We start from the raw sequence: 25,868 nt of genomic DNA, 5'->3' as shown, positions 1-25,868 counted from the left end.
AGGAGCCCTCTTGCCAGACGAGGCCCAGCACCTGACCGCCGCAAAGCCCGAGTCCGCCTCGGCCGCCGCGGCGAAGCCCGCGCCGAACGTGTCCAACGCGAAGAACGACACCCGCGGGCCGATCGAGCACGCCCAGTCCGCGCCCGTCGAGAAGGCTGCCGAGGCCTCGCGTCCCAAGCCGGCCCCGCCCGAGCGTCCGGCCCAGCCGCCCGTGGTGCGCCCGCCCGTCGTCCAGCCCGGCCGCACCGGCTCCTCCAACCGGGTCCGCGCCCGTCTGGCCCGCCTCGGTGTGCAGCGCGCGAACCCCTACAACCCGGTTCTCGAACCGCTGCTGCGGATAGTGCGCAGCAATGATCCGAAGATCGAGAACTCGACTCTGCGGCAGATCGAGCGTGCCTACCAGGTCGCCGAGCGCTGGCACCGCGGGCAGAAGCGCAAGAGCGGCGACCCGTACATCACGCATCCGCTCGCCGTGACCACCATCCTCGCGGAGCTGGGCATGGACCCCGCCACGCTCATGGCGGGACTGCTGCACGACACCGTCGAGGACACCGAGTACGGCCTGGACCAGCTGCGCCGCGACTTCGGCGACACCGTCGCGCTGCTCGTCGACGGCGTCACCAAGCTGGACAAGGTCAAGTTCGGCGAGGCCGCGCAGGCCGAGACCGTGCGCAAGATGGTCGTGGCGATGGCCAAGGACCCGCGCGTCCTGGTCATCAAGCTCGCCGACCGCCTGCACAACATGCGCACCATGCGCTACCTGAAGCGCGAGAAGCAGGAGAAGAAGGCGCGGGAGACGCTGGAGATCTACGCGCCGCTCGCCCACCGGCTGGGCATGAACACCATCAAGTGGGAGCTGGAGGACCTCGCGTTCGCGATTCTCTACCCCAAGATGTACGACGAGATCGTCCGGCTCGTCGCCGAGCGCGCGCCCAAGCGGGACGAGTACCTCGCCATAGTGACCGACGAGGTCCAGGCCGACCTGCGCGCCGCCCGCATCAAGGCGACCGTCACCGGCCGCCCGAAGCACTACTACAGCGTCTACCAGAAGATGATCGTGCGGGGTCGCGACTTCGCCGAGATCTACGACCTGGTGGGCATTCGTGTACTCGTCGACACGGTCCGCGACTGTTACGCCGCCCTCGGCACCGTGCACGCTCGATGGAACCCGGTCCCCGGCCGGTTCAAGGACTACATCGCGATGCCCAAGTTCAACATGTACCAGTCGCTGCACACGACGGTCATCGGGCCCAACGGCAAGCCGGTCGAGCTGCAGATCCGCACCTTCGACATGCACCGCCGCGCCGAGTACGGCATCGCCGCGCACTGGAAGTACAAGCAGGAGGCCGTCGCCGGCGCCTCCAAGGTGCGTACGGACGTGCCCAAGGCCTCCGGCAAGGACAAGGACGCCATCAACGACATGGCGTGGCTGCGGCAGCTGCTGGACTGGCAGAAGGAGACCGAGGACCCGGGCGAGTTCCTGGAGTCCCTGCGCTTCGACCTGTCCCGCAACGAGGTCTTCGTCTTCACCCCCAAGGGCGATGTCATCGCGCTGCCCGCAGGTGCCACGCCCGTCGACTTCGCGTACGCCGTCCACACCGAGGTCGGCCACCGCACCATAGGGGCGCGGGTCAACGGCAGGCTCGTACCACTCGAATCGACCCTGGACAACGGCGACTTGGTGGAGGTCTTCACCTCCAAGGCGCCCGGCGCCGGACCGTCCCGCGACTGGCTCGGCTTCGTCAAGTCGCCCCGGGCGCGCAACAAGATCCGGGCCTGGTTCTCCAAGGAGCGCCGGGACGAGGCGATCGAGCAGGGCAAGGACGCGATCGTACGGGCGATGCGCAAGCAGAACCTGCCGATCCAGCGGATCCTCACCGGCGACTCCCTCGTCACGCTCGCGCACGAGATGCGCTACTCGGACATCTCCGCTCTGTACGCCGCGATCGGCGAGGGCCATGTCTCCGCACAGCACATCGTGCAGAAGCTCGTGCAGGCCCTCGGCGGCGAGGAGGCCGCCACCGAGGAGATCGACGAGGCGGTACCGCCGTCCCGCAGCCGTGGCCGCAAGCGCCGCTCCAGCGCCGACCCGGGCGTCGTGGTGAAGGGCGTCGACGACGTGTGGGTCAAGCTGGCCCGCTGCTGCACGCCCGTCCCCGGCGACCCGATCATCGGGTTCGTCACGCGGGGCAGCGGCGTATCGGTTCACCGCAGCGACTGCGTCAACGTCGAGTCGCTCTCCCGCGAGCCCGAGCGCATCCTCGACGTCGAGTGGGCGCCCACCCAGTCCTCGGTCTTCCTGGTCGCCATCCAGGTCGAGGCGCTGGACCGCTCCCGCCTGCTGTCGGACGTCACCCGCGTCCTGTCCGACCAGCACGTCAACATCCTCTCGGCGGCCGTCCAGACCTCCCGCGACCGGGTGGCCACCTCCCGGTTCACCTTCGAGATGGGCGACCCCAAGCACCTCGGCCACGTCCTGAAGGCCGTACGGGGCGTGGAGGGCGTGTACGACGTGTACCGCGTGACCTCGGGACGCACCCGGTCGTAGGCCCCGGTCCCACGCAGCATGGGAAAGGCCCCGTACGCGCCGTACGGGGCCTTTCCCATGTGCAACGGGGGGATCAGCCGCCGAACTCCTGCAGGCCCTTCAGAGCCTGGTCCAGGAGCGCCTGGCGGCCCTCCAGCTCGCGCTCCAGCTTGTCGGCCTTGGAGTTGTTGCCCTGGGCGCGCGCCTGGTCGATCTGCACCCTCAGCTTGTCGACGGCGGCCTGCAGCTGACCGGTCAGACCCTCGGCACGCGCGCGTGCCTCCGGGTTCGTCCGGCGCCACTCGGCCTCCTCGGCGTCCTGGATCGCCCGCTCGACCGCGTGCATCCGGCCCTCGACCTTCGGCCGCGCGTCCCGCGGGACATGGCCGATGGCCTCCCAGCGCTCGTTGATCGAGCGGAAGGCGGCCCGCGCGGACTTCAGGTCGCCGATCGGCAGGAGCTTCTCGGCCTCCTCGGCCAGCTCCTCCTTCAGCTTCAGGTTCTCCGCCTGCTCCGCGTCCCGCTCGGCGAACACCGAGCTGCGGGCGGCGAAGAACACGTCCTGGGCGCCCCGGAAGCGGTTCCACAGGTCGTCCTCGTGCTCGCGCTGGGCGCGGCCCGCGGCCTTCCACTCCGCCATCAGCTCGCGGTAACGGGCCGCCGTCGGACCCCAGTCCGTCGAACCCGACAGCGCCTCGGCCTCCGCGACCAGCCGCTCCTTGGTCCGGCGGGCCTCCTCGCGCTGCGCGTCCAGCTGCGCGAAGTGCGCCTTGCGCCGCTTGGAGAACGCCGACCGGGCGTGCGAGAAGCGGTGCCACAGCTCGTCGTCGGACTTGCGGTCCAGACGCGGCAGCCCCTTCCAGGTGTCCACCAGCGCCCGCAGCCGCTCCCCGGCGGCCCGCCACTGGTCGGACTGCGCCAGCTGCTCCGCCTCGGTGACCAGGTCCTCCTTGGCCTTGCGGGCCTCGTCGGACTGCTTGGCCCGCTGCTGCTTGCGCTCCTCACGGCGGGCCTCGACGGTCGCCACCAGCTTGTCCAGCCGCTTCCGCAGCGCGTCCAGGTCGCCGACCGCGTGGTGGGCGTCCACCTGCTCGCGCAGGTGGGCGATCGCGGTCTGGGCGTCCTTCGCCGACAGGTCGGTGGTCTGTACTCGCTTCTCGAGGAGGCCGATCTCGACAACCAGGCCCTCGTACTTGCGCTCGAAGTAGGCCAGCGCCTCGTCAGGGGAGCCGGCCGCCCAGGAGCCGACGACCTTCTCGCCGTCGGCCGTACGCACGTACACGGTCCCCGTCTCGTCGACGCGGCCCCACGGGTCGCTGCTCACAGCGCCTCCTCCACATGATGCCTGCGGGGGGCCTCAGCACCCCCGGGCATCGTCCACAGTTTCGTCACGGCCAACATAGGCGACCAGCGGGTTGCCTGTCCGCATCCAGCGCGACCGAAATTCCGCAGTTGGCCGTCTTGGTCTTCGGACGGCGTCAGGACTTCGTCACCGTCGCCTTGTTGATCACCACGGTCGCGTTGGGAGCGGTGTTGCCGGAGGTCGGATCGGCCGCCTGGGCGCCCGCGGCGGCGATCTTCTGCAGCACCTTCATGCCCGCTTCCGACACCGTGCCGAACGGTGTGTAGCTGGGCGGCAACGGGCTGTCCTTGTAGACCAGGAAGAACTGGCTGCCGCCGGTGTGCTTCTGACCGGTGTTGGCCATCGCCACCGTGCCGGCCGGGTACGTGTTGCTCTTCAGGCTCTTGTCCTTCAGGTTCTCGTCCGGAAGCGTGTAGCCCGGCCCGCCCATGCCGGTGCCCTGCGGGTCGCCGCACTGGAGCACGTAGATGCCCGTCGTGGTCAGGCGGTGGCACTTGGTGTGGTCGAAGTAGCCCTTGCCCGCCAGGAAGTTGAACGAGTTCACCGTGTGCGGGGCCGCCGCCGTCTTCAGCGCGACGTCGATGTCACCGCACGTCGTGGCGAGCTTCATCGAGTACTTCGCCGACGTGTCGATCGTCATCGCCGGCTCCTTCTTCCAGCTCATCTTCTCGACCGAGCCGGCCGCCGGCTTGCCGCACGGGTCCGGGGCCTTGCTGGTCGGCGTGGCGCTGGGCGTGACGTCCGCGGCGGCGTTGGCCTTCTTGTCGTCGCCCTTCAGCACCCCGGTCGTGTAGAGCGTGACACTCCCGATCACGATCACGCCCAGTACGGACGCGATCACGGAGTTGCGCACATTGGCCTTGCGGCGCGCCTGGGTACGCCGCTGCTGCTGCCGCAAGAACTTCTCCCGGGCGAGCTGACGCCGCCGCTGCTCCTGGCTGACCACCGGGTTCTCTCCTCATGGGTGTCGATGCGTGTCGTGTGCCGACCGGTACGCGTGCATGCTCGTGAGCCGACCGCTGTGTGTAGCCCCGTACCGTATATGGGTTGGCTGAGGAAACGGCAGCGCCGGTAGGCTCTGGACCACAGCTTGTGGTCACCCGTATCGACACAACGAAGGACGATCGTGCTCATTGCCGGGTTCCCCGCCGGGGCCTGGGGGACGAACTGTTATCTCGTCGCCCCCGCCGCCGGTGAGGAGTGCGTGATCATCGACCCCGGCCACCAGGCCGCCGAAGGCGTCGAGGAAGCACTGCAGAAGCATCGGCTCAAGCCCGTCGCCGTCGTCCTCACCCACGGGCACATCGATCACGTGGCCTCGGTCGTCCCGGTCTGCGGGGCGCACGACGTGCCGGCCTGGATCCACCCCGAGGACCGGTACATGATGAGCGACCCCGAGAAGTCGCTCGGCCGGTCCATCGGAATGCCCCTGATGGGCGAGCTGACCGTGGGGGAGCCGGACGACGTCCGCGAGCTCGCGAACGGCACCACCCTCGAACTGGCCGGTCTGGAGTTCTCCGTCGCGCACGCGCCGGGCCATACCAAGGGGTCGGTGACCTTCCGGATGCCCGAGACCGCCGACATCCCGTCGGTGTTCTTCTCCGGGGATCTGCTGTTCGCCGGCTCCATCGGACGCACCGACCTGCCGGGCGGATCCATGGAGGAGATGCTCGAGTCGCTGGCCCGCGTGTGCCTGCCGCTCGACGACTCCACCGTGGTGCTGTCCGGCCACGGCCCCCAGACGACCATCGGCCAGGAGCGCGCCACCAACCCCTATCTGCGGCAGTTGGCGGCCGGCCAGGGAGCCTCCCCGGCTCCCCGACGAGGAATGTGACGAGAGACTTCCGTGAGCACTTTCAAGGCCCCCAAGGGCACGTACGACCTGATCCCGCCGGACAGCGCCAAGTTCCTCGCCGTGCGCGAGGCGATCGCCGCGCCGCTGCGGAGCTCCGGCTACGGCTACATCGAGACGCCCGGTTTCGAGAACGTGGAGCTGTTCGCGCGCGGCGTCGGTGAGTCCACCGACATCGTGACGAAGGAGATGTACGTCTTCGAGACGAAGGGCGGCGACAGGCTGGCCCTGCGCCCGGAGACGACCGCACCCGTGCTGCGCGCGGTCCTCGAGGCCAACCTGTACAAGACGGGCAACCTCCCGGTGAAGGTCTGGTACTCGGGTTCGCAGTACCGCTACGAGCGCCCGCAGAAGGGCCGCTACCGGCACTTCTCCCAGGTCGGCGCCGAGGCGATCGGCGCGGAGGATCCGGCGCTGGACGCGGAGCTGATCATCCTCGCGGACCAGGCGTACCGCTCGCTGGGCCTGCGCGACTTCCGGATCCTGCTGAACAGCCTGGGCGACAAGGAGTGCCGCCCGGTGTACCGGGCCGCGCTGCAGGACTTCCTGCGCGGCCTGGACCTGGACGAGGACACCCGCCGCCGTGTGGACATCAACCCGCTCCGGGTGCTCGACGACAAGCGCGAGTCGGTACAGAAGCAGCTGACCGGCGCCCCGCTGCTGCGCGACTACCTGTGCGACGCCTGCAAGGCGTACCACGAGGAGGTCCGTGAGCTGATCACCGCCGCGGGCGTCTCCTTCGAGGACGACCCGAAGCTGGTGCGCGGCCTGGACTACTACACCCGCACCACCTTCGAGTTCGTGCACGACGGCCTCGGCTCGCAGTCCGCGGTGGGCGGCGGCGGCCGCTACGACGGACTGTCCGAGATGATCGGCGGCCCCGCGCTGCCGTCGGTCGGCTGGGCTCTCGGTGTCGACCGCACGGTCCTCGCCCTGGAGGCGGAGGGCGTGGAGCTGGACCTCCCGTCCACGACGTCGGTGTACGCCGTCCCGCTCGGCGAGGAGGCCCGCCGGCTGCTGTTCGCGAAGGTCACCGAGCTGCGCAAGGTCGGCATCTCGGCGGACTTCGCGTACGGCGGCAAGGGCCTGAAGGGTGCCATGAAGAACGCCAACCGCAGCGGCGCCCGCTACACGCTCGTGGCCGGCGAACGCGACCTCGCCGAGGGCGTCGTCCAGCTCAAGGACATGGACTCCGGCGAGCAGACGGCGATCGGTGTCAACGAGATCGTGGCGGAACTGGAGGCCCGGCTCGGCTGAGCCGCGCGACGACGGCAGGAGGGCGCCGGGCACCCCCGGCGCCCTCTCACTCTTCCAGCAGGCCGTGGCGCATCGCGCTCGTCACCGCCGCCGTGCGGTCGTCCACGCCCAGCTTCCCGAAGATCCGCAGCAGATGGGTCTTCACGGTCGACTCGCCGATGAACAACCGGCGCCCGATCTCGGCGTTGGTGCAGCCGTCGGCCACCAGGCGGAGGACCGCCGTCTCACGGTCGGACAGCCGCGGGCGTTCCGGCCTGGTGCGCAGCCGGTCGACCAGGCGGGCCGCCACCGAGGGGGCCAGCACGGTCTCGCCGCGGGCTGCGGCCCGTACCGCGTCCGCCAGTTGCCGCCGGGGCAGGTCCTTGAGCAGATAGCCCGCGGCGCCCGCCTCCACGGCGCGCAGGATGTCCCGGTCCGTCTCGTAGGTCGTCAGCACGATCACCCGGGACGGCAGCCCGGCCGCGGTCATCCGCACGATCGAGTCCACGCCTCCGCCGCCGGGCATCCGCAGGTCCATCAGCACGACGTCGGGCCGCAGTTCGGCCGCCAGCGCCTCCGCCTGCGGCCCGCTCGCCGCGTCGCCGACCACCTCGAGGTCCGGCTCGGCGCTCAGCATGGCGCGCAGTCCCTCCCGTACGACGGGGTGGTCGTCGGCCAGGACGATCCGGATCACGGGGTCGGACTCCTCACGGCGGCGGCCACGGCGGCGGGGACGGGCAGGCGTACGGTCACCGTCGTACCGCCGCCGGGTGCGCTGCGCACCGACGCCGTGCCGCCCACCTCGGCGGCGCGGGCGCGCAGCCCCGCCAGACCGTATCCCCTCGACACGGCGGCCGGGTCGAAACCGCGGCCGTCGTCGCGGACGGACACGGTCAGCGTCTCGCCGGCGTAGTCGAGCCGGACCTCGGCCCTGGCTGAACTCCCGGCGTGCTTGCGGGAGTTGGTCAGGGCCTCCTGGCAGGCGCGCAGGGCCACCACCTCCACGCCCGCGGGCAGTACGCGCACCGGGCCGGTCACCTCCAGCGTCGCCTCGTGCCGCGCGGCCAGGCGGTCCAGCGCGTCCGGCAGCGAGGCTCCCGCCAGGTCGGCGGGGGCGCCGCCGGCGACCAGGGCACGGGCCTCGGCGAGGTTCCGGCGGGCCGTCTCGTCCATCAGGGCCAGGTGGCGGCGGGCCTGCGCGGGGTCCGTGTCGAGTTCGGCGTCCACGGCCTGGACCAGCATCAGCAGGCTGGTGAAGCCCTGGGCGAGGGTGTCGTGGATCTCCCGGGCCAGCCGCTCGCGTTCGGCGAGGGCGCCGTGCGCGGCCGACAGCCGGGAGATCTCGTGCCGACTGGCGTCCAACTCGGCGATCAGCTCGGCCCGTTCCAGGCTCTGCTCGATGATCCGGATGATCCAGCCTCCGACGACCGCCGAGAACACCAGGGTCACCAGGGCGGACAGCGTGTTGACCAGCAGATCCTCGTCGCCCGGCCGCCACAGCAGGGCCCAGCCCGCGACAGGGACCACGTTGGTCGCGGTCACCGCGATCAGCGCGTCGCGCATGCGCAGGGTCATGAAGCACTGGGGGATCAGGGCGAAGGCCAGGATCCGGGTCTCGCCGGCCAGCACCGCGGACGGCAGGAACAGGGCCAGCGCGCCGGCCAGGTAGTACCGGGAGCGGCGCTCGTCCGGCGGGTCCTCGCCGAGGAGCCGGCGCCCCACGACCGCGTACCAGGGCACCAGCGGCACCAGAAGCCCGGCCGCGACGGCCCGGCCCGACCACACCGGATGCTCCGCGCCCAGCAGCATGGTCTGCGTGGCCAGCCAGGCCACCGCGAAGTACACGTCCCAGAGCAGGATCGAACGGTCCCAGGCGTGGACTCCGCGAGCCCTGTCACCCCTCACCCGTCGCGCCGGTTCTTCCACCGGAAGGTCAGCAAGCACAGCACCAATCCTCCGACGCACCAGGCGGCCAGCACCAGCGCGATCCGCCCGAACTCCCAGGCGTGCGCCTGCTCCAGGACCTTCGCCGAGTCCGGCAGGAACACACCCCGCAGCCCCTGGCACATCCACTTCAGCGGGAAGAGGGCGCCGAAGTCGAGCATCCAGCCGGGGATGGTGTCGACGGCGATGTAGACGCCGGAGACGAACTGCAGGACCAGGAAGGGGAGTACGACGACGGAGCCGGCGCTCTTCGCCGACTTCGGCACCGAGCTGACGGCGATGCCGAGCAGCGCGCACGCGGTCAGGCCCAGCGCGAAGATCCAGGCGAAGTGGAACCAGCGGCCCGGGTCGGACGGCAGGCGGACGCCGTAGCACACCGTGCCGACGGCCAGCAGGATCGCGGTCTCCAGGGCACCGGTGAACAGCACCAGCCAGATCTTGCCCAGGAAGTAGGCCGCGGGCGGCATCGGCGTGCCCCGCAGCCGCCGCAGCACCTTCTCGTCCCGTTCCACGGCGATGGAGATGCCGAGCGACTGGAAGCTCGTCGACATGATCCCGGAGGCCATCATCGCGGGAACATACAGCTGGGAGGCGGTGACGCCGGTGTGCCCGACGTGGTCGCGGAAGATCGACGCGAACAGGAACAGGAACACCACCGGGAAGGAGAAGGTGAACACCACCTGGTCCCGCAGCCGGAAGAACTGCTTGATCTCCAGGGCGCCCCGCAGCAGCCCGAGCGTCCAGGGGCCGGGGACGGCTCCGGCGGACCCGCGGGCGGTGGCCCGCACGGCGGTCGTGGTCATCGGGCGGCCTCCTGGCCGGTCAGCCGGAGGTAGACGTCCTCCAGGGTGGGGCGGGTCACGGTCAGTCCCGGTATCTCGCCGTCGAAGCGGTCCAGCAGCCGCGTGATCGTCCTCGTCGGTGTGCCGGTGAGTTCCGTGCGCGGGGAGCCGTCGCGTTCCGTCCACGTGACGGTGGCTTCGCTGCCGTACCGCTCGCGCAGCTCACCGGGCCGGCCCACGGCGACCACCCGGCCCCTGGCGACCACGGCGAGCCGGTCCGCGAGGGCCTCGGCCTCCTCCAGGTAGTGCGTGGTGAGCAGGATCGTCGTGCCCTCGTCGGCGAGCAGCCGGATCAGGTCCCAGAACTGCCGCCGGGCGGCCGGGTCGAAGCCGGTGGTCGGCTCGTCCAGGAGCAGCAGCTCGGGGTCGCCGATCACTCCGAGCGCCACGTCGAGGCGGCGTCGCTGGCCGCCGGAGAGGGCCTTGATCCGGCTGTTCGCCTTCGCCTCCAGGCCGACCAGGCGGATGACCTCCTCGGGGTGGCGCGGGCGCGGGTAGTAGCGGGCGAAGTGCCCCACCGTCTCGCGGACCGTCAACTCCGCGGGCGCGGATTCGTCCTGCCAGACGATTCCGACACGGGACCTCCACGCGCGCGTGCCCGTCGCCGGGTCCGCGCCGAGGACGGACACCTCGCCACCGTCCCGTTCCCGGTTGCCCTGGAGGATCTCCACCGTGGTGCTCTTGCCGGCGCCGTTGGGCCCGAGCAGGCCGAACACCTCACCGCGCCGGATGCCGAGGTCGAGCCCGTCCACCGCGGTCACGTCCCCGTACCGCTTGCGCAGCCCCCGGACGTCCACCGCGAGTTCGTTCGCGTGTGTTGTCATGCCCCCGAGCATCGGCCGGAACCGAACGATCCGTGACCACCGTGCGTACCTCCTTATGTCCATCGAACGGTGGACACACACGTGCGTGCGGCACAATGAACCGTGCCCGAAGATGGTCCAACTCTCAGTGACGGAATCGGCGTGATGAGCAAGACGACAGTCAACGACGTCTCCACGGAGTCGGGTCCCGAGCCTGCCGCCGACGCCTCGCGCGCGGTGGGCGGCAGCCGTGCCTTCGCCCTCCTGCTCGTGATCACCGGGGCGGCCGGACTGCTGGCCGCCTGGGTCATCACGATCGACAAGTTCAAGATCCTCGAGGCCAAGGTCGCGGGCAAGACCTTCACGCCCGGCTGCAGCGTGAACCCGGTCGTCTCCTGCGGCAGCGTCATGGAGAGCAAGCAGGCGGCCGTCTTCGGCTTCCCGAACCCCATGCTCGGCCTGGTCTGCTACGGCATCGTGATCTGCGTCGGCATGAGCCTGCTGGCCCGCGCCCGCTTCCCGCGCTGGTACTGGCTGACCTTCAACTTCGGCACGCTCTTCGGCGTCTGCTTCGTCACCTGGCTGCAGTTCCAGTCCCTGTACCGGATCAACGCGCTGTGCCTGTGGTGCTCGCTGGCCTGGGTCGCCACGATCACCATGTTCTGGTACGTGACCTCGTTCAACGTCCGCAACGACTTCCTGCCGGCCCCGCGCTGGCTGAAGTCCTTCTTCGGCGAGTTCACCTGGGTGGTACCCCTCACGCACTGCGGCATCATCGCCATGCTGATCCTGACCCGCTGGGGCAGCCAGCTCTGGGCCTGACCCCGGGCCCGGCCGCATTGTCAGTGCGGTGATTTAGGGTTTCGGACGTGGAACCCGACCTCTTCACCGCCGCAGCAGAAGAACGCCAGGAGAAGGACCCGGCAGCCAGCCCCCTGGCGGTGCGGATGCGCCCGCGCAGCCTCGACGAGGTCGTGGGCCAGCAGCATCTGCTGAAGCCCGGCTCCCCGCTGCGCCGACTGGTCGGCGAGGGCTCCGGCGGCCCGGCCGGGCCGTCCTCGGTGATCCTCTGGGGCCCGCCCGGCACCGGCAAGACCACCCTGGCGTACGTCGTCTCCAAGGCGACGAACAAGCGGTTCGTGGAGCTGTCCGCGATCACCGCGGGCGTCAAGGAGGTCCGCGCGGTCATCGACGGCGCCCGGCGCGCCACCGGCGGCTTCGGCAAGGAGACCGTCCTCTTCCTGGACGAGATCCACCGCTTCAGCAAGGCCCAGCAGGACTCCCTGCTCCCGGCGGTCGAGAACCGCTGGGTGACCCTGATCGCGGCGACCACGGAGAACCCGTACTTCTCGGTGATCTCGCCCCTGCTGTCCCGTTCGCTCCTGCTGACGCTCGAACCGCTCACCGACGACGACATCCGCGGCCTGCTGAGGCGCGCCCTGACCGACGAGCGCGGCCTGAAGGACTCCGTCGGCCTCCCCGAGGACACCGAGGAGCACCTGGTGCGCATCGCCGGCGGCGACGCCCGCCGGGCCCTGACCGCCCTGGAGGCCGCCGCCGGAGCCGCCCTGGACCAGGGCGAGGGCGAGATCGGCCTGGAGACGCTGGAGCAGACGGTCGACCGGGCGGCGGTGAAGTACGACCGCGACGGCGACCAGCACTACGACGTCGCCAGCGCCCTCATCAAGTCCATCCGCGGCTCCGACGTCGACGCCGCCCTGCACTACCTGGCCCGCATGATCGAGGCCGGCGAGGACCCCCGCTTCATCGCCCGCCGCCTGATGATCTCCGCCAGCGAGGACATCGGCCTGGCCGACCCGAACGCCCTGCCCATCGCCGTCGCCGCGGCCCAGGCCGTCGCCATGATCGGCTTCCCCGAGGCCGCCCTCACCCTCAGCCACGCCACCATCGCGCTCGCGCTCGCCCCCAAGTCCAACTCGGCGACCACCGCCATCGGCGCCGCCATGGAGGACGTCCGCAAGGGCCTGGCCGGCCCGGTCCCGCCGCACCTGCGCGACGGGCACTACAAGGGCGCCGCCAAGCTGGGTCACGCCCAGGGCTATGTGTACCCGCACGACCTGCCCGAGGGCATCGCCCAGCAGCAGTACGCGCCGGACGCCCTCAAGGACCGCGAGTACTACACCCCGGGGCGGCACGGCGCCGAGGCGCGGTACGCGGACGCGGTGGAGTGGACCCGGAAGCACCTTGGTCGCAGGCGGTCGTGAGCGCCCTGTAGACTTGCCCGAAGCGCTGAGTCCTGTGCAGTCAGAGCGGGACACCCAGCCGGAACCCACGGCCGCGAGGCCGTGACGTTCCAGGAGCGTCGCGCACCGTCGAACGGTGTCGCGGGCAGCCCACCACCACCCGGATTCCCGGGACGGTCGGTGGGCCACTCGCGTGCTGCACGTATGTGCCCAGACCAGGGAAGCGGCTGCCCGGCAGGTCCGGCAAGGACCCGGCGGGTTTTCCCGGCTGCGGATGCGACCTCCCTAACCCTGACGAGCCGAAATCTACGAAAGAGATTGAGACAGTGGCGAATCAGTCCCGCCCCAAGGTCAAGAAGTCGCGTGCCCTCGGCATCGCGCTGACCCCGAAGGCCGTCAAGTACTTCGAGGCCCGCCCCTACCCGCCGGGTGAGCACGGCCGTGGCCGCAAGCAGAACTCGGACTACAAGGTCCGTCTGCTGGAGAAGCAGCGTCTGCGCGCGCAGTACGACATCTCCGAGCGCCAGCTGGTCCGCGCGTACGAGCGCGCGTCCAAGGTCCAGGGCAAGACCGGTGAGGCCCTGATCGTGGAGCTCGAGCGCCGTCTCGACGCCCTGGTCCTGCGTTCGGGCATCGCCCGCACCATCTACCAGGCCCGTCAGATGGTCGTCCACGGCCACATCCAGGTCAACGGCCAGAAGGTCGACAAGCCGTCCTTCCGTGTCCGTCCGGACGACGTCGTGCAGGTCCGCGACCGCTCCAAGGACAAGACGCTCTTCCAGATCGCCCGCGAGGGTGGCTTCGCCCCCGAGGGTGAGACCCCGCGCTACCTGCAGGTGAACCTCAAGGCCCTGGCGTTCCGCCTGGACCGCGAGCCGAACCGCAAGGAAGTTCCGGTCATCTGCGACGAGCAGCTCGTCGTCGAGTACTACGCCCGCTGACCCCAGCCACGGCGTAATACTTCGGCCCGCCGTCTCCCCGCCCGGTCCTGCCGGGCGGGCGAGGCGGCGGGTTCGCGTTTCCCGGCCTCGTCACGGCGCAGGTCGGAGTGGGTCGGACGGCCCGGGCGCCCTACGGGGCGCGTGAGCCCCGCGTGGCGTCGGCGGCGCGCTCGGTGGTCGCAGGGCGGCTCGCGCCTCCGCCGCCCCGAAGCACCGGTCCCCGTGGAGTCGGCAGCCCGTCCAGCGGCGCTACCGGGCCCCGGCCCAGCGCCCGGTCCACCGCCGCCGCGCGGTCCAGCCGGGCCCCTTCTGCCACACACTCCTCGTACCGGGCGTCCCCCAGTGCCTGTCGCGCGATCGCCTCGCACTGCTCGTGCGGTGCGTTGTAGTACGCCGAGCCGAACAGGGGCAGCCCCACGGAGGGCCACATCCGGGCCGCCGCCCCCTGCAGCAGCGCCGCCTCGGCCGGATCGCCCTGGGCCGCCGTCACCAGGGCCAGCAGCTCCATCGACAGCACCGAACCGAGCAGGTCGTGGAAGGCGTGGGCGTTGCGCAGACAGTCCGAGAGCAGCTCGCGCGCCGTGTCCTGGGCGCCTTCCCGCCAGGCCGCGTACGCCAGCACATAGAGCGCGTACGAGCGGGCCCAGCGCTCCCCGTGGTCCTCGCACACCCGGCGCACGTCCTCGCACAGCCGTACCGCGTCCGGCAGGTCCCCCTGGAAGGCGCGCGCCATCGCCAGCTCCACCTGGCCCATCAGCACGTTGCTGTTGAGTTCGCCGATCTCCTGATAGCGGTCCAGCGCCGACCGCAGCAGCGTTTCTGCACGGGCCATGTCATCGGTGACCAGCGCCAGACAGCCGGTGCGGTGCTCGGCGTAGGCCACCGCCGCCGGATCCGCGACCCGCTCGGCCTGCTCCCGGCACTCCCGCAGCGCCGCCAACGCCGGCACGGTGTCGCCCTGGAGGATCGCCACATAGCCGAGCACCCACAGCGCCTTCAGCCGTGACTGGTCGTACTCCGACTCCAGCTCCACGCTGCGCGCCAGCCAGCGGCGGCCCTCCGCGAGCCGCCCGCAGCCGACCCAGAAGAACCACAGCGACCCCGCGAGGTACTGGCCGAGATGGGCCTCCTCCGGCTCGGTCAGGCAGAACTCCAGCGCCGCCCGCAGATTGGGCAGCTCCGCCTCGACCCGCGCGGCGACCTCGCCCTGCCGGGGCGAGAACCAGTCCAGCTCGCACCAGGTCGCCAGGCCCAGGTACCAGTCCCGGTGCCGCCTGCGCAGCCGGCCCGCGTCCCCGATCTGCTCCAGCCAGTCGGCGCCGTAGGCCCGGACCGTGTCCAGCATCCGGTAGCGGGGACCGGCCGGGCTCTCCTCGCGGGTCACGACCGACTGGGCCAACAGCTCCGACAGCACGTCCAGGACGTCCTCGGCGGGCAACCCGTCCCCGCTGCACACGTATTCGGCCGCGTCCAGATCGAAGGTCTGCGCGAACACCGACAGCCGCGCCCACAACAGCCGCTCGGCGGGCCTGCACAGCTCGTGGCTCCAGCCGATCGCCGTGCGCAGCGTCCGGTGGCGGGCGGGAGGGCCGCCGGGGACCGGGCGCGGGGCACCCTCCCAGCCGCTCGCGGCGAGCAGCCGGAACCGGTCGTCCAGCCGCTGCAGCAGCTGCGCCGGGGACAGCGCCCGCAGCCGCCCGGCCGCCAGTTCCAGCGCCAGCGGGATGCCCTCCAGCCGCCGGCACAGCTCGCGCACCTCGGGGCCGTCGGACACCTCCAGGCCCTGCTCCCGGGCCCGGTCGGTGAACAGCTCCACCGCCTCCTCCTCGCCGAGCGGCGCCAGCGGCCACAGCCGCTCGCCCGCCAGCCCCAGCGGACGCCGGCCCACGGCCAGCACCCGCAGCCGAGGCAGTTTCCGCAGCAGCTCCGCCGTCAACTCGGCGCAGGCCTCCACCAGATGCTCGAACCCGTCCAGCACCAGCAGGACCGGACGGCCGGCGAGATGCTCCAGCAGCGTCTGGCGGGGCGGCCGGGCGGTGTGGTCGGTCAGACCCAGTGCCTCCGCCACCGCGTACTCCACGAACTGCGCATCGCGCACCGGCGCCAGCTCCACCCGCCCGGCCCCGCCGGCCCATCCGGCGGCGAGCCGCGCGGCCAGCCGGGACTTGCCGACACCGCCGGCACCGGTCACGGTCACCAGCCGCGCCGCGCCGAGCGCGTCCGCCAACCCGGCGAGCTCGGCCCGGCGCCCGACGAACGTGGTCAGCTCCAGGGGCGGATCGCCGGGGGAGAGGGGATCTGGGCGCTGAGGACCTCGCATGGGACACGGAGCGTACTGAAGCGTGTTCAGTGCGTACAATCGCTTCCCGCAACTCCGTCCCCGTCGCCCGGTAATCCGGTACGGAGCCCTGGCCACGGCGCGATAGGCTCGGACACGACTTTTTCGATGGTGAGGCACGTTTCAGGGAGCGGGTGCGCACAGTGTCCGGTGGAGAGGTGGCCGGGATCCTGGTGGCCGTCTTCTGGGCGATCCTGGTCTCCTTCCTCGCGGTGGCTCTCGCGAGGCTGGCCCAGACGCTCAAGGCGACCACCAAGCTGGTGGCGGACGTGACCGACCAGGCCGTCCCGCTGCTCGCCGACGCCTCCCAGGCGGTGCGGTCCGCGCAGACCCAGATCGACCGCGTCGACGCGATCGCCTCCGACGTCCAGGAGGTCACGTCGAACGCCTCCGCGCTGTCCACCACGGTCGCCTCCACCTTCGGCGGCCCGCTGGTCAAGGTCGCGGCGTTCGGCTACGGCGTCCGGCGGGCGCTCGGCGGCCGCAAGGAGGACGTGCCCGCGAAGACGCCCCGGCGTACCGTGATCGTGGGCCGCACGGTCCCTGCCGCACGACGCAAGCGGAAGTAAGGACTGAGGCCGAGCGATGTTCCGCCGTACGTTCTGGTTCACCACCGGTGTCGCCGCCGGTGTGTGGGCGACCACCAAGGTCAACCGCAAGCTCAAGCAGCTGACCCCGGAGAGCCTCGCCGCCACCGCGGCGAACAAGGCCCTGGAGACCGGTCAGCGCCTGAAGGACCGCGCGGTGGGCTTCGCGCTCGACGTCCGCGACAACATGGCCCAGCGGGAGTCCGAGCTGGAGGAGGCACTCGGGATCCACGAGAACCCCGAACTCCCCGCACCGAGGCGGCAGGCCGCCATCGAGACCAAGCACAGGAACGACAGCAGCACACCGAAGTACATCGAAGCCCCGATGTACTCGTACAACCGGAATGAGGACCACTGATGGAGTCGGCCGAGATTCGCCGCCGCTGGCTGAGCTTCTTCGAGGAGCGCGGGCACACCGTCGTCCCTTCGGCGTCGCTCATCGCGGACGACCCGACTCTGCTCCTCGTCCCCGCCGGCATGGTGCCCTTCAAGCCCTACTTCCTGGGTGAGGTCAAGCCGCCGTTCCCGCGCGCCACCAGCGTGCAGAAGTGCGTGCGCACGCCCGACATCGAAGAGGTCGGCAAGACCACGCGCCACGGCACGTTCTTCCAGATGTGCGGCAACTTCTCCTTCGGCGACTACTTCAAGGAAGGCGCCATCAAGCTCGCCTGGGAGCTGCTCACCACGCCCCAGGACAAGGGCGGTTACGGCCTCGACCCCGAGCGTCTGTGGATCACCGTCTACAAGGACGACGACGAGGCCGAGCGCATCTGGCACGAGGTCGTCGGCGTCCCCAAGGAGCGCATCCAGCGCCTGGGCATGAAGGACAACTACTGGTCCATGGGCGTGCCCGGCCCGTGCGGCCCCTGCTCCGAGATCAACTACGACCGCGGCCCCGAGTTCGGCGTCGAGGGCGGCCCCGCCGTCAACGACGAGCGGTACGTGGAGATCTGGAACCTCGTCTTCATGCAGTACGAGCGCGGCGAGGGCACCGGCAAGGACAACTTCGAGATCCTCGGCGAGCTGCCGAGCAAGAACATCGACACGGGCCTCGGCATGGAGCGCCTCGCCATGATTCTGCAGGGCGTGCAGAACATGTACGAGATCGACACCTCCATGGCCGTCATCGACAAGGCCACGGAGCTGACCGGCGTCCGCTACGGCGACGCCCACCACTCGGACGTCTCCCTGCGCGTGGTCACCGACCACATGCGCACCGCCACCATGCTCATCGGCGACGGCGTCACGCCCGGCAACGAGGGCCGCGGCTACGTCCTGCGCCGCATCATGCGCCGCGCCATCCGCAACATGCGGCTGCTGGGCGCCACCGGTCCGGTCGTCAAGGACCTCCTCGACACCGTGATCCGGATGATGGGCCAGCAGTACCCCGAGCTGGTCACCGACCGCGAGCGCATCGAGAAGGTCGCCGTCGCCGAGGAGAACGCCTTCCTCAAGACGCTGAAGGCCGGCACCAACATCCTCGACACCGCCGTCACCGAGACCAAGCAGGCCGGTGGCACGGTCCTCCCCGGCGATAAGGCCTTCCTGCTCCACGACACCTGGGGCTTCCCGATCGACCTCACCCTGGAGATGGCCGCCGAGCAGGGCCTCGCCGTGGACGAGGAGGGCTTCCGCCGCCTGATGAAGGAGCAGCGGGAGCGCGCCAAGGCCGACGCCCAGGCCAAGAAGACCGGCCACGCCGACATGGGCGCCTACCGCGAGATCGCCGACACCGCCGGCGAGACCGACTTCATCGGCTACACCGACACCGAGGGCGAGTCCACGATCGTCGGCATCCTGGTGGACGGCGTGTCCTCTCCGGCCGCCACCGAGGGCGACGAGGTCGAGGTCGTCCTCGACCGCACCCCGTTCTACGCCGAGGGCGGCGGCCAGATCGGCGACACCGGCCGCATCAAGGTCGACTCGGGTGCCGTCATCGAGGTCCGCGACTGCCAGAAGCCGGTCCCGGGCGTGTACGTCCACAAGGGCGTCGTCCAGGTCGGCGAGGTCACCGTGGGCGCCAAGGCCCACGCCTCCATCGACCACCGCCGCCGCAAGGCCATCGCCCGCGCCCACTCGGCCACGCACCTGACCCACCAGGCGCTGCGCGACGCCCTCGGCCCGACGGCCGCCCAGGCCGGTTCCGAGAACCAGCCCGGCCGCTTCCGCTTCGACTTCGGCTCCCCGTCCGCCGTGCCGACGGCCGTGATGACCGACGTCGAGCAGAAGATCAACGAGGTGCTCGCCCGCGACCTCGACGTGCACGCCGAGATCATGGGCATCGACGAGGCCAAGAAGCAGGGCGCCATCGCCGAGTTCGGCGAGAAGTACGGCGAGCGGGTCCGCGTGGTGACCATCGGCGACTTCTCCAAGGAGCTGTGCGGCGGCACGCACGTGCACAACACCGCCCAGCTGGGCCTGGTGAAGCTGCTCGGCGAGTCCTCGATCGGCTCGGGTGTCCGTCGTATCGAGGCCCTGGTCGGCGTGGACGCCTACACCTTCCTCGCCCGTGAGCACACGGTCGTCAACCAGCTGACCGAGCTGCTCAAGGGCCGCCCGGAGGAGCTGCCGGAGAAGGTCTCCTCGATGCTCGGCAAGCTGAAGGACGCCGAGAAGGAGATCGAGAAGTTCCGCGCCGAGAAGGTCCTGCAGGCCGCCGCCGGTCTCGCCGAGTCCGCCAAGGACGTCCGCGGCGTGGCCGTCGTCACCGGCCAGGTCCCGGACGGCACGACCCCCGACGACCTGCGCAAGCTGGTCCTCGACGTGCGCGGCCGGATCCAGGGCGCACGTGCCGCCGTGGTCGCCCTCTTCACGGTCAACAACGGCAAGCCGCTGACGGTCATCGCCACCAACGAGGCCGCCCGCGAGCGCGGCCTCAAGGCCGGTGACCTGGTGCGCGCCGCCGCCAAGACCCTCGGCGGCGGCGGTGGCGGCAAGCCGGACGTGGCCCAGGGCGGCGGTCAGAACCCGGCCGCCGTCGGTGAGGCCGTCGACGCCGTCGAGCGTCTCGTCGCCGACACCGCCAAGTGACGGCGAAGCCGACGGCAAAGTAAGGAAACGGTCGGAAATGCGCAGAGGACGTCGACTCGCGATCGACGTCGGGGACGCCCGGATCGGGGTCGCCTCGTGCGACCCGGACGGGATCCTCGCCACCCCGGTGGAGACCGTCCCCGGCCGGGACGTCCCCGCCGCCCACCGCCGGCTCAGGCAACTGGTGGAGGAGTACGAGCCGATCGAGGTCGTCGTCGGACTCCCTCGCTCCCTCAAGGGGGGCGAGGGCCCGGCCGCCGTCAAGGTCCGCGCCTTCGCGCAGGAGCTGGCCAAGGGCATCAAGCCGGTGCCGGTGCGCCTGGTGGACGAGCGGATGACGACCGTGACGGCCAGTCAGGGACTGCGCGCCTCGGGGGTCAAGTCGAAGAAGGGACGCTCGGTCATCGACCAGGCCGCCGCCGTCATCATCCTGCAACAGGCCCTGGAATCCGAACGAGTGTCAGGTAAACCACCCGGCGAGGACGTCGAAGTGGTCATCTGATCGCGATACGGTAACGTTCCGCGCGATGTGCCGGTGTTCGAACAGCCGGCACACAGCAAGAGGCGGAACGGAAGCGGGCCCGCCGGCCGCGTGACCGGTCGGCCTCGCGGCTCTAGGGGATCGATGACTGAGTATGGCCGGGGCCCGGGCTCCGAACCGTGGCATCCGCAGGACCCGTTGTACGGGGACGGCGGATGGGAAGGGCAGCAGGCCCACACGGGCCAGCAGCCTGCCTACGGCGGCCAGCCGCAGCAGCACTACCCGCAGCAGCCGCAGTACGGCGACTGGAACCAGCAGCAGCACCCCGGGTACGGCCACGAGCAGTACCCGTACTACGACGAACAGGGCCATCAGCAGTACGTCGGCCACACCCCGCAGCAGTACCAGCAGCAGGGCGGCTGGGACGCGACAGGCGGCCACGGTCAGGTGCCGTACGGCGCCGACCCCAATGACCCGTACGGTCAGCAGCCCATGGCCTACGGCGGGCAGCAGCCCGACTTCTACGGCACCGAGGACGCCTACCCGCCGCCGGTGCCGCCCGGCCGCAGGCGCCCCGAGGCGGAACCCGATCCCGAGGACGCCCCCGAGGAGGAGCAGCACCCCTTCTTCACGGGCGGCGGCGATGACGATGACGACGAGGAGCACGAGCTCCAGAGCCGCAGCGACCGGCGCGGCAAAGGGAAGAAACCCGGCAAGAAGGGTCAGAAGCGACGGAACGGCTGTGCCTGCATGGTCGTCGTCCTGGTCCTCGGCGGCGGCCTCGCCGGGGCGGGTTACTACGGGTACCGGTTCTACCAAAATCGTTTCGCCCCGGCGCCCGACTACACGGGCGACGGCATCGACCAGACCGTGACGGTCGAGATTCCCAAGGGCGCGGGCGGCTGGGACATCGGCAACCGTCTGAAGGAGGCCGGGGTCGTCAAGAGCGCCGAGGCCTTCGTCCATGCGCAGAACGGCGTTCCGGGGGCCGATGGAATCCAGGCAGGCGCGTATGTCCTGAAGAAGGAGATGTCCGCCGCCAGCGCCGTGAAAATGATGCTCGACCCGAAGAGCCAGAGTTATGTCATCGTGCGACCGGGCGAGCGGAACGCGGGCGTCTACGAGGCGATCGACAAGAAACTCGAACTCGCCGGCGGTACCACCGAGAAGCTCGCCGACAAGGAATACAAGAGCCTCGGCCTGCCCACCTGGGCCCAGAACACGCAGTACGCCGGCGAGATAAAGGACCCGCTGGAGGGCTTCTTCTTCCCGGGCACCTATCCGGCCGCCAAGGGCATGAAGCCGGACGCGATCCTGAAGCAGATGGTCGCGCAGGCCAAGTCCAAGTACGACGCCTACGGCCTCACGGCGAAGGCCCGGGCCCTGGGCCTTGAAAACGCGTTCGAGCTCGTCACCGTCGCGAGCCTGGTGCAGGCGGAGGGCAAGACGCACGACGACTTCCGCAAGATGGCGGAAGTGGTCTACAACCGCCTGAAGCCCACCAACACCGAGACGAACCAGCTGCTGCAGTTCGACTCGACGTACAACTACCTCAAGGGCACCAGCAACATCCATATCTCCCTCAAGGAGATCCAGAGCAACACCAGCGCGTACAACACCTACCGGCACAAGGGACTCCCGCCCGGTCCGATCGGCAACCCCGGCGAGGACGCGCTGAAGGCGGCACTGAATCCGACCCACGACGGCTGGATGTATTTCGTGGCGACCGACGGAGTGAACAACACCGAATTCGCCAAGACCCTCGCCGAATTCCAGCGACTCAAGGACAAGTTCAATGCCAGCTCGGGCAACTGACGCCCGCCGCGCCGCCGTGCTCGGTAAGCCCATCGCCCACTCCCTCTCCCCGGTGCTGCACCGGGCCGCGTACGACGAACTCGGGCTCACCGACTGGTCGTACGAGCGCTTCGAGGTCGACGAGGCCGGACTGCCGAGCTTCTTCGAGAAGCTCGGGCCGGAGTGGGCGGGGCTGTCGCTGACCATGCCGCTGAAGCGTGCGGTCATCCCGCTGGTGGACGAGATCAGCGAGACGGCCGCCTCCGTCGACGCGGTCAACACGGTCGTCTTCGCCGAGGACGGCCGCCGGATCGGCGACAACACGGATATCCCGGGCATGGTGGCCGCCCTGCGTGAGCACGGCATCGAGCAGGTCGGCTCCGCCGCGATTCTCGGCGCCGGCGCCACCGCGTCCTCCGCGCTCGCCGCCCTCGCCCGGATCTGCACCGGCGAGGTCGTCGCCTACGTCCGCAGCGAGGCCCGCGCCGCCGAGATGCGGCAGTGGGGCGAGCGGCTCGACGTGGAGGTGCGTACGGCGGACTGGGCGGACGCCGAGCAGGCGCTGCGCGCCCCCCTGGTCATCGCCACCACGCCCGCCGGCACCACCGACGCCCTCGCCGCCGCCGTGCCCGAGCGCCCCGCCACCCTCTTCGACGTGCTCTACGAGCCGTGGCCCACCGAGCTGGCGGCCCGCTGGTCCATGTTCGGCGGTGCCGTGGTCAGCGGCCTCGACCTGCTGGTGCACCAGGCCGTGCTGCAGGTCGAGCGGATGACCGGCCGCTCCCCGGCACCCCTGGACGCCATGCGCCGCGCCGGCGAGAAGGCGCTCGCCGCCCGCTGATCGCTCCGTACGCGTCCGCCTTATGGACCTGTGGCCGGTTTCCGGCCCCGGACGTGGGAGGATCGGAGGTGGCGGACCGGGGTCGCGCACCCGGTCGCGCCGTCGCCGTACGCGAGGACGTGCGTACGCAGGGCAGGCAGTACCGGGCGCGAACACGACAGGAGCACCGTTGAGCAGGCTGCGTTGGCTGACCGCGGGGGAGTCCCATGGTCCCGCACTTGTCGCGACGCTGGAGGGGCTTCCCGCCGGCGTGCCGATCACCACGGAGATGGTGGCGGATCACCTGGCGCGGCGGCGGCTCGGCTATGGCCGCGGTGCGCGGATGAAGTTCGAGCGGGACGAGGTCACCTTCCTGGGCGGTGTCCGGCACGGTCTCACGCTCGGCTCTCCGGTCGCGATCATGGTGGGGAACACCGAGTGGCCGAAGTGGGAGCAGGTCATGGCGGCCGACCCGGTGGATCCGGAGATCCTGGCGGGTCTGGCCCGTAACGCGCCGCTGACCCGCCCCCGCCCCGGTCACGCCGACCTCGCGGGGATGCAGAAGTACGGCTTCGACGAGGCCCGCCCGATCCTGGAGCGCGCCTCCGCCCGCGAGACGGCGGCCCGGGTGGCGCTGGGCGCGGTGGCGCGGTCGTACCTGAAGGAGACGACCGGCATCGAGATCGTCTCGCACGTCGTCGAGCTGTGCTCGGTGAAGGCTCCGCGGGGGGTGTACCCCACGCCCGCCGATGTCGAGAGGCTGGACGCCGACCCGCTGCGCTGTCTGGACGCGGACGCCTCGAAGGCGATGGTCGCGGAGGTCGACCAGGCCCACAAGGACGGCGACACGCTCGGCGGTGTGGTGGAGGTGCTGGCCTACGGCGTCCCGGTGGGTCTGGGCTCGCACGTGCACTGGGACCGCAAGCTGGACGCCCGGCTCGCCGGTGCCCTGATGGGCATCCAGGCGATCAAGGGCGTGGAGATCGGTGACGGTTTCGAGCTGGCCCGGGTGCCCGGTTCCAAGGCGCACGACGAGATCGTCGGGACGCCGGAGGGCATCCGGCGTGTCTCCGGCCGGGCCGGCGGCACCGAGGGCGGCCTGAGCACCGGCGAGCTGCTGCGGGTGCGGGCCGCGATGAAGCCGATCGCGACGGTGCCGCGCGCGCTGAGGACGGTGGACGTCACCACCGGCGAGGAGGCCCAGGCCCACCACCAGCGCTCGGATGTCTCCGCGGTGCCGGCCGCGGGCATCGTCGCCGAGGCGATGGTGGCGCTGGTGCTGGCGGACGCGGTGGCGGAGAAGTTCGGCGGCGACTCGGTGGCCGAGACCCGCCGCAACGTGCGGTCGTTCCTCGACAACCTGGCGATCCGGTGAGCGCCGTGCCCGCGGTCGTCCTGGTCGGCCCGATGGGGGTGGGCAAGTCCACCGTCGGCCGTCTGCTGGCCGAGCGTTTGGGGCTGGGCTACCGGGACACCGACGAGGACATCGTCGCCGCCGAGGGGCGCACCATCGCCGAGATCTTCGTGGACGAGGGCGAGCCCGCCTTCCGCGCGATCGAGAAGCGGGCCGTCGACGCCGCGCTCGCCGAGCACGAGGGCGTCCTCGCGCTCGGCGGCGGGGCGATCCTCGACGCCGACACGCGCGCCCTGCTGGCCGGGCGGCGGGTGGTCTACCTCTCGATGGACGTGGAGGAGGCCGTCAAGCGCACCGGGCTGAACGTGGCCCGTCCGCTGCTCGCGGTCAACCCGCGCAAGCAGTGGCGCGAGCTGATGGAGGCGCGGCGGCACCTGTACGAGGAGGTCGCCACCGTCGTCGTGGCGACGGACGGCCGCAGTCCCGAAGAGGTCACCCGAGCAGCGCTGGACGCACTGGAGTTGAAGGAAGCATGAGCGAGGCAGTCACCCGGATCCAGGTCGCCGGCACGGCGGGCACCGACCCCTATGAGGTGCTGGTCGGGCGCCAACTGCTCGGCGAGCTGGCCGGGTTGATCGGTCCCAAGGCCAAGCGGGTCGCGGTGATCCACCCCGAGGCGCTGGCCGAGACCGGTGACGCGCTGCGCGCCGACCTGGCCGGGCAGGGCTTCGAGGCGATCGCCATCCAGGTGCCCAACGCCGAGGAGGCCAAGACCGCCGAGGTCGCCGCCTACTGCTGGAAGGCCCTGGGCCAGTCCGGCTTCACGCGTTCCGACGTCGTCGTCGGCGTGGGCGGCGGCGCGACCACGGACCTCGCCGGGTTCGTGGCCGCGACCTGGCTGCGCGGGGTGCGCTGGATCGCGATCCCGACCACGGTGCTGGCGATGGTGGATGCGGCGGTGGGCGGCAAGACCGGGATCAACACCGCCGAGGGCAAGAACCTGGTGGGCGCCTTCCACCCGCCGGCCGGTGTGCTGTGCGACCTGGCCGCGCTGGACTCCCTCCCGGTCAACGACTACGTCTCCGGGCTCGCCGAGGTCATCAAGGCCGGCTTCATCGCCGACCCGGTCATTCTGGACCTGATCGAGTCCGACCCCGAGGCCGCCCGGACCCCCGAGGGCCCGCACACGGCCGAGCTGATCGAGCGCTCCATCCGGGTGAAGGCCGAGGTCGTCTCCTCGGACCTGAAGGAGTCCGGCCTGCGCGAGATCCTCAACTACGGCCACACGCTGGGCCACGCCATCGAGAAGAACGAGCGCTACACGTGGCGGCACGGCGCGGCGGTCGCGGTCGGCATGCACTTCGCCGCCGAACTCGGCCGACTGGCGGGCCGGTTGGACGACGCGACGGCGGACCGCCACCGCACGGTCCTGGAGGCGGTCGGCCTCCCGCTGCACTACCGCTACGACCAGTGGCCCAAGCTGCTGGAGACGATGAAGATCGACAAGAAGTCCCGCGGCGACCTGCTGCGCTTCATCGTCCTCGACGGACTCGCCAAGCCGACCGTCCTGGAGGGCCCCGACCCGGCCGTCCTGCTCGCCGCGTACGGCGAGGTCGGGCAGTAAGTCCCCGACTGTTCCGTCCGTCCGATTCCCTTCCCGGACCGGGCACTTCGGGCCGCCCCCGACCGTTTCACCAAACGACGGCGGGGGACGGTACCGTTCGGTAGGCAGCGGGTTCCGGCCCGCTGCCG

22 protein-coding genes are annotated in these 25,868 nt (G+C 70.8%); 15 read left to right on the top strand and 7 right to left on the bottom strand.

All coding sequences use genetic code 11. The features are described from left to right. Nucleotides 1-10 precede the first annotated feature (10 nt). On the top strand, nt 11-2,548 hold the full coding sequence (locus ACQPXS_RS11405) for a RelA/SpoT family protein (protein ID WP_351812352.1): 2,538 nt from the start codon (nt 11-13) through the stop codon (nt 2,546-2,548). Nucleotides 2,549-2,621: 73 nt separating this feature from the next. On the opposite strand, the gene ACQPXS_RS11400 is transcribed toward ACQPXS_RS11405, so the two are convergent. Both ACQPXS_RS11400 and ACQPXS_RS11395 read right to left on the bottom strand, forming a co-directional pair. Next, nucleotides 2,622-3,851 carry a DUF349 domain-containing protein gene (locus ACQPXS_RS11400; RefSeq protein ID WP_433449134.1) on the bottom strand — a complete coding sequence of 410 codons (1,230 nt, stop codon included), beginning with the start codon at nt 3,849-3,851 and terminating at the stop codon, nt 2,622-2,624. A 154-nt stretch (nt 3,852-4,005) separates the two neighbouring features. Then, nucleotides 4,006-4,836, bottom strand: coding sequence for a peptidylprolyl isomerase (locus ACQPXS_RS11395; RefSeq protein ID WP_356307388.1), 831 nt, complete (start codon nt 4,834-4,836; stop codon nt 4,006-4,008). A 180-nt stretch (nt 4,837-5,016) separates the two neighbouring features. On the opposite strand from ACQPXS_RS11395, the gene ACQPXS_RS11390 reads away from it, so the two are divergent. Beyond that, complete coding sequence (locus tag ACQPXS_RS11390; protein ID WP_433449133.1) at nt 5,017-5,724, top strand: MBL fold metallo-hydrolase; 708 nt, start codon at nt 5,017-5,019, stop codon at nt 5,722-5,724. A 12-nt stretch (nt 5,725-5,736) separates the two neighbouring features. Beyond that, nucleotides 5,737-6,999 (top strand): histidine--tRNA ligase, encoded by a 1,263-nt coding sequence (hisS, locus tag ACQPXS_RS11385; RefSeq protein ID WP_356307392.1) that lies wholly within the window; start codon nt 5,737-5,739, stop codon nt 6,997-6,999. 46 nt (nt 7,000-7,045) lie between these two features. Here the strand turns inward: hisS and ACQPXS_RS11380 are convergent, their stop codons facing one another. The 4 genes from ACQPXS_RS11380 to ACQPXS_RS11365 are packed head-to-tail and all read right to left on the bottom strand — an operon-like array spanning nt 7,046 to nt 10,588. After that, nucleotides 7,046-7,672, bottom strand: coding sequence for a response regulator (locus ACQPXS_RS11380; RefSeq protein WP_433449132.1), 627 nt, complete (start codon nt 7,670-7,672; stop codon nt 7,046-7,048). Then, nucleotides 7,669-8,883: a sensor histidine kinase gene (locus ACQPXS_RS11375; protein ID WP_433449131.1), complete on the bottom strand. Its 1,215-nt coding sequence runs from the start codon at nt 8,881-8,883 to the stop codon at nt 7,669-7,671. The genes ACQPXS_RS11380 and ACQPXS_RS11375 overlap by 4 nt, the downstream gene beginning before the upstream one ends. Beyond that, nucleotides 8,880-9,725, bottom strand: coding sequence for an ABC transporter permease (locus ACQPXS_RS11370; protein WP_433449130.1), 846 nt, complete (start codon nt 9,723-9,725; stop codon nt 8,880-8,882). Before ACQPXS_RS11370 ends, ACQPXS_RS11375 begins: the two co-directional genes overlap by 4 nt. Next, nucleotides 9,722-10,588: an ABC transporter ATP-binding protein gene (locus ACQPXS_RS11365; RefSeq protein ID WP_433449129.1), complete on the bottom strand. Its 867-nt coding sequence runs from the start codon at nt 10,586-10,588 to the stop codon at nt 9,722-9,724. The genes ACQPXS_RS11370 and ACQPXS_RS11365 overlap by 4 nt, the downstream gene beginning before the upstream one ends. Nucleotides 10,589-10,732: 144 nt before the next feature. Between ACQPXS_RS11365 and ACQPXS_RS11360 the strand changes: the two genes are divergently transcribed. From ACQPXS_RS11360 to rpsD, 3 genes are all read left to right on the top strand, one after another. Continuing rightward, nucleotides 10,733-11,389 carry a vitamin K epoxide reductase family protein gene (locus ACQPXS_RS11360; RefSeq protein ID WP_433449128.1) on the top strand — a complete coding sequence of 219 codons (657 nt, stop codon included), beginning with the start codon at nt 10,733-10,735 and terminating at the stop codon, nt 11,387-11,389. A gap of 47 nt (nt 11,390-11,436) precedes the next feature. Beyond that, a complete protein-coding gene (locus ACQPXS_RS11355) occupies nt 11,437-12,792 on the top strand; it encodes a replication-associated recombination protein A (RefSeq protein ID WP_365332287.1) in 1,356 nt (451 codons plus the stop codon). Between the two features lie 305 nt (nt 12,793-13,097). After that, complete coding sequence (gene rpsD / locus ACQPXS_RS11350; RefSeq protein WP_228618885.1) at nt 13,098-13,712, top strand: 30S ribosomal protein S4; 615 nt, start codon at nt 13,098-13,100, stop codon at nt 13,710-13,712. A 130-nt stretch (nt 13,713-13,842) separates the two neighbouring features. On the opposite strand, the gene ACQPXS_RS11345 is transcribed toward rpsD, so the two are convergent. After that, a complete protein-coding gene (locus tag ACQPXS_RS11345) occupies nt 13,843-16,032 on the bottom strand; it encodes an ATP-binding protein (protein WP_433449127.1) in 2,190 nt (729 codons plus the stop codon). A gap of 152 nt (nt 16,033-16,184) precedes the next feature. On the opposite strand from ACQPXS_RS11345, the gene ACQPXS_RS11340 reads away from it, so the two are divergent. The 9 genes from ACQPXS_RS11340 to aroB all read left to right on the top strand — a co-directional run bounded on the left by ACQPXS_RS11340 (nt 16,185) and on the right by aroB (nt 25,740). Further along, nucleotides 16,185-16,619, top strand: coding sequence for a DUF948 domain-containing protein (locus ACQPXS_RS11340; protein WP_351812388.1), 435 nt, complete (start codon nt 16,185-16,187; stop codon nt 16,617-16,619). Nucleotides 16,620-16,635: 16 nt separating this feature from the next. Next, nucleotides 16,636-16,995, top strand: coding sequence for a hypothetical protein (locus ACQPXS_RS11335; RefSeq protein WP_351812391.1), 360 nt, complete (start codon nt 16,636-16,638; stop codon nt 16,993-16,995). Further along, nucleotides 16,995-19,667 carry an alanine--tRNA ligase gene (gene alaS / locus ACQPXS_RS11330; RefSeq protein ID WP_433449126.1) on the top strand — a complete coding sequence of 891 codons (2,673 nt, stop codon included), beginning with the start codon at nt 16,995-16,997 and terminating at the stop codon, nt 19,665-19,667. The genes ACQPXS_RS11335 and alaS overlap by 1 nt, the downstream gene beginning before the upstream one ends. A gap of 37 nt (nt 19,668-19,704) precedes the next feature. Then, the gene (ruvX, locus tag ACQPXS_RS11325; protein WP_356307411.1) at nt 19,705-20,169 is read left to right on the top strand and encodes a Holliday junction resolvase RuvX; all 465 of its coding nucleotides are present in this window, start codon (nt 19,705-19,707) and stop codon (nt 20,167-20,169) included. A 123-nt stretch (nt 20,170-20,292) separates the two neighbouring features. Then, on the top strand, nt 20,293-21,963 hold the full coding sequence (gene mltG, locus ACQPXS_RS11320; RefSeq protein ID WP_433449125.1) for an endolytic transglycosylase MltG: 1,671 nt from the start codon (nt 20,293-20,295) through the stop codon (nt 21,961-21,963). Continuing rightward, nucleotides 21,944-22,783: a shikimate dehydrogenase gene (locus ACQPXS_RS11315; RefSeq protein WP_433449124.1), complete on the top strand. Its 840-nt coding sequence runs from the start codon at nt 21,944-21,946 to the stop codon at nt 22,781-22,783. The genes mltG and ACQPXS_RS11315 overlap by 20 nt, the downstream gene beginning before the upstream one ends. A 169-nt stretch (nt 22,784-22,952) precedes the next feature. Next, nucleotides 22,953-24,137: a chorismate synthase gene (gene aroC / locus ACQPXS_RS11310; RefSeq protein WP_433449123.1), complete on the top strand. Its 1,185-nt coding sequence runs from the start codon at nt 22,953-22,955 to the stop codon at nt 24,135-24,137. Nucleotides 24,138-24,169: 32 nt separating this feature from the next. Further along, entirely contained in the window at nt 24,170-24,652 is a 483-nt protein-coding gene (locus tag ACQPXS_RS11305) for a shikimate kinase (protein ID WP_433455789.1), read from the top strand. Next, nucleotides 24,649-25,740: a 3-dehydroquinate synthase gene (gene aroB, locus ACQPXS_RS11300; RefSeq protein ID WP_365332301.1), complete on the top strand. Its 1,092-nt coding sequence runs from the start codon at nt 24,649-24,651 to the stop codon at nt 25,738-25,740. Before ACQPXS_RS11305 ends, aroB begins: the two co-directional genes overlap by 4 nt. Nucleotides 25,741-25,868: the final 128 nt, after the last annotated feature.

It is taken from the genome of Streptomyces sp. CA-142005, assembly GCF_050942335.1.
In the GTDB taxonomy this organism is placed as follows: domain Bacteria; phylum Actinomycetota; class Actinomycetes; order Streptomycetales; family Streptomycetaceae; genus Streptomyces.
This window is presented reverse-complemented; position numbering and strand designations above follow the sequence as displayed.

Coding starts and splice junctions, on each gene's coding strand:
- ACQPXS_RS11365 (WP_433449129.1), bottom strand. CDS start 10,588: ATGACAACACACGCGAACGAACTCGCGGTGGACGTCCGGGGGCTGCGC.
- ruvX (WP_356307411.1), top strand. CDS start 19,705: ATGCGCAGAGGACGTCGACTCGCGATCGACGTCGGGGACGCCCGGATC.
- alaS (WP_433449126.1), top strand. CDS start 16,995: ATGGAGTCGGCCGAGATTCGCCGCCGCTGGCTGAGCTTCTTCGAGGAG.
- aroB (WP_365332301.1), top strand. CDS start 24,649: ATGAGCGAGGCAGTCACCCGGATCCAGGTCGCCGGCACGGCGGGCACC.
- ACQPXS_RS11335 (WP_351812391.1), top strand. CDS start 16,636: ATGTTCCGCCGTACGTTCTGGTTCACCACCGGTGTCGCCGCCGGTGTG.
- ACQPXS_RS11305 (WP_433455789.1), top strand. CDS start 24,170: ATGGGGGTGGGCAAGTCCACCGTCGGCCGTCTGCTGGCCGAGCGTTTG.
- ACQPXS_RS11370 (WP_433449130.1), bottom strand. CDS start 9,725: ATGACCACGACCGCCGTGCGGGCCACCGCCCGCGGGTCCGCCGGAGCC.
- ACQPXS_RS11360 (WP_433449128.1), top strand. CDS start 10,733: ATGAGCAAGACGACAGTCAACGACGTCTCCACGGAGTCGGGTCCCGAG.
- mltG (WP_433449125.1), top strand. CDS start 20,293: ATGACTGAGTATGGCCGGGGCCCGGGCTCCGAACCGTGGCATCCGCAG.
- ACQPXS_RS11345 (WP_433449127.1), bottom strand. CDS start 16,032: ATGCGAGGTCCTCAGCGCCCAGATCCCCTCTCCCCCGGCGATCCGCCC.
- ACQPXS_RS11315 (WP_433449124.1), top strand. CDS start 21,944: ATGCCAGCTCGGGCAACTGACGCCCGCCGCGCCGCCGTGCTCGGTAAG.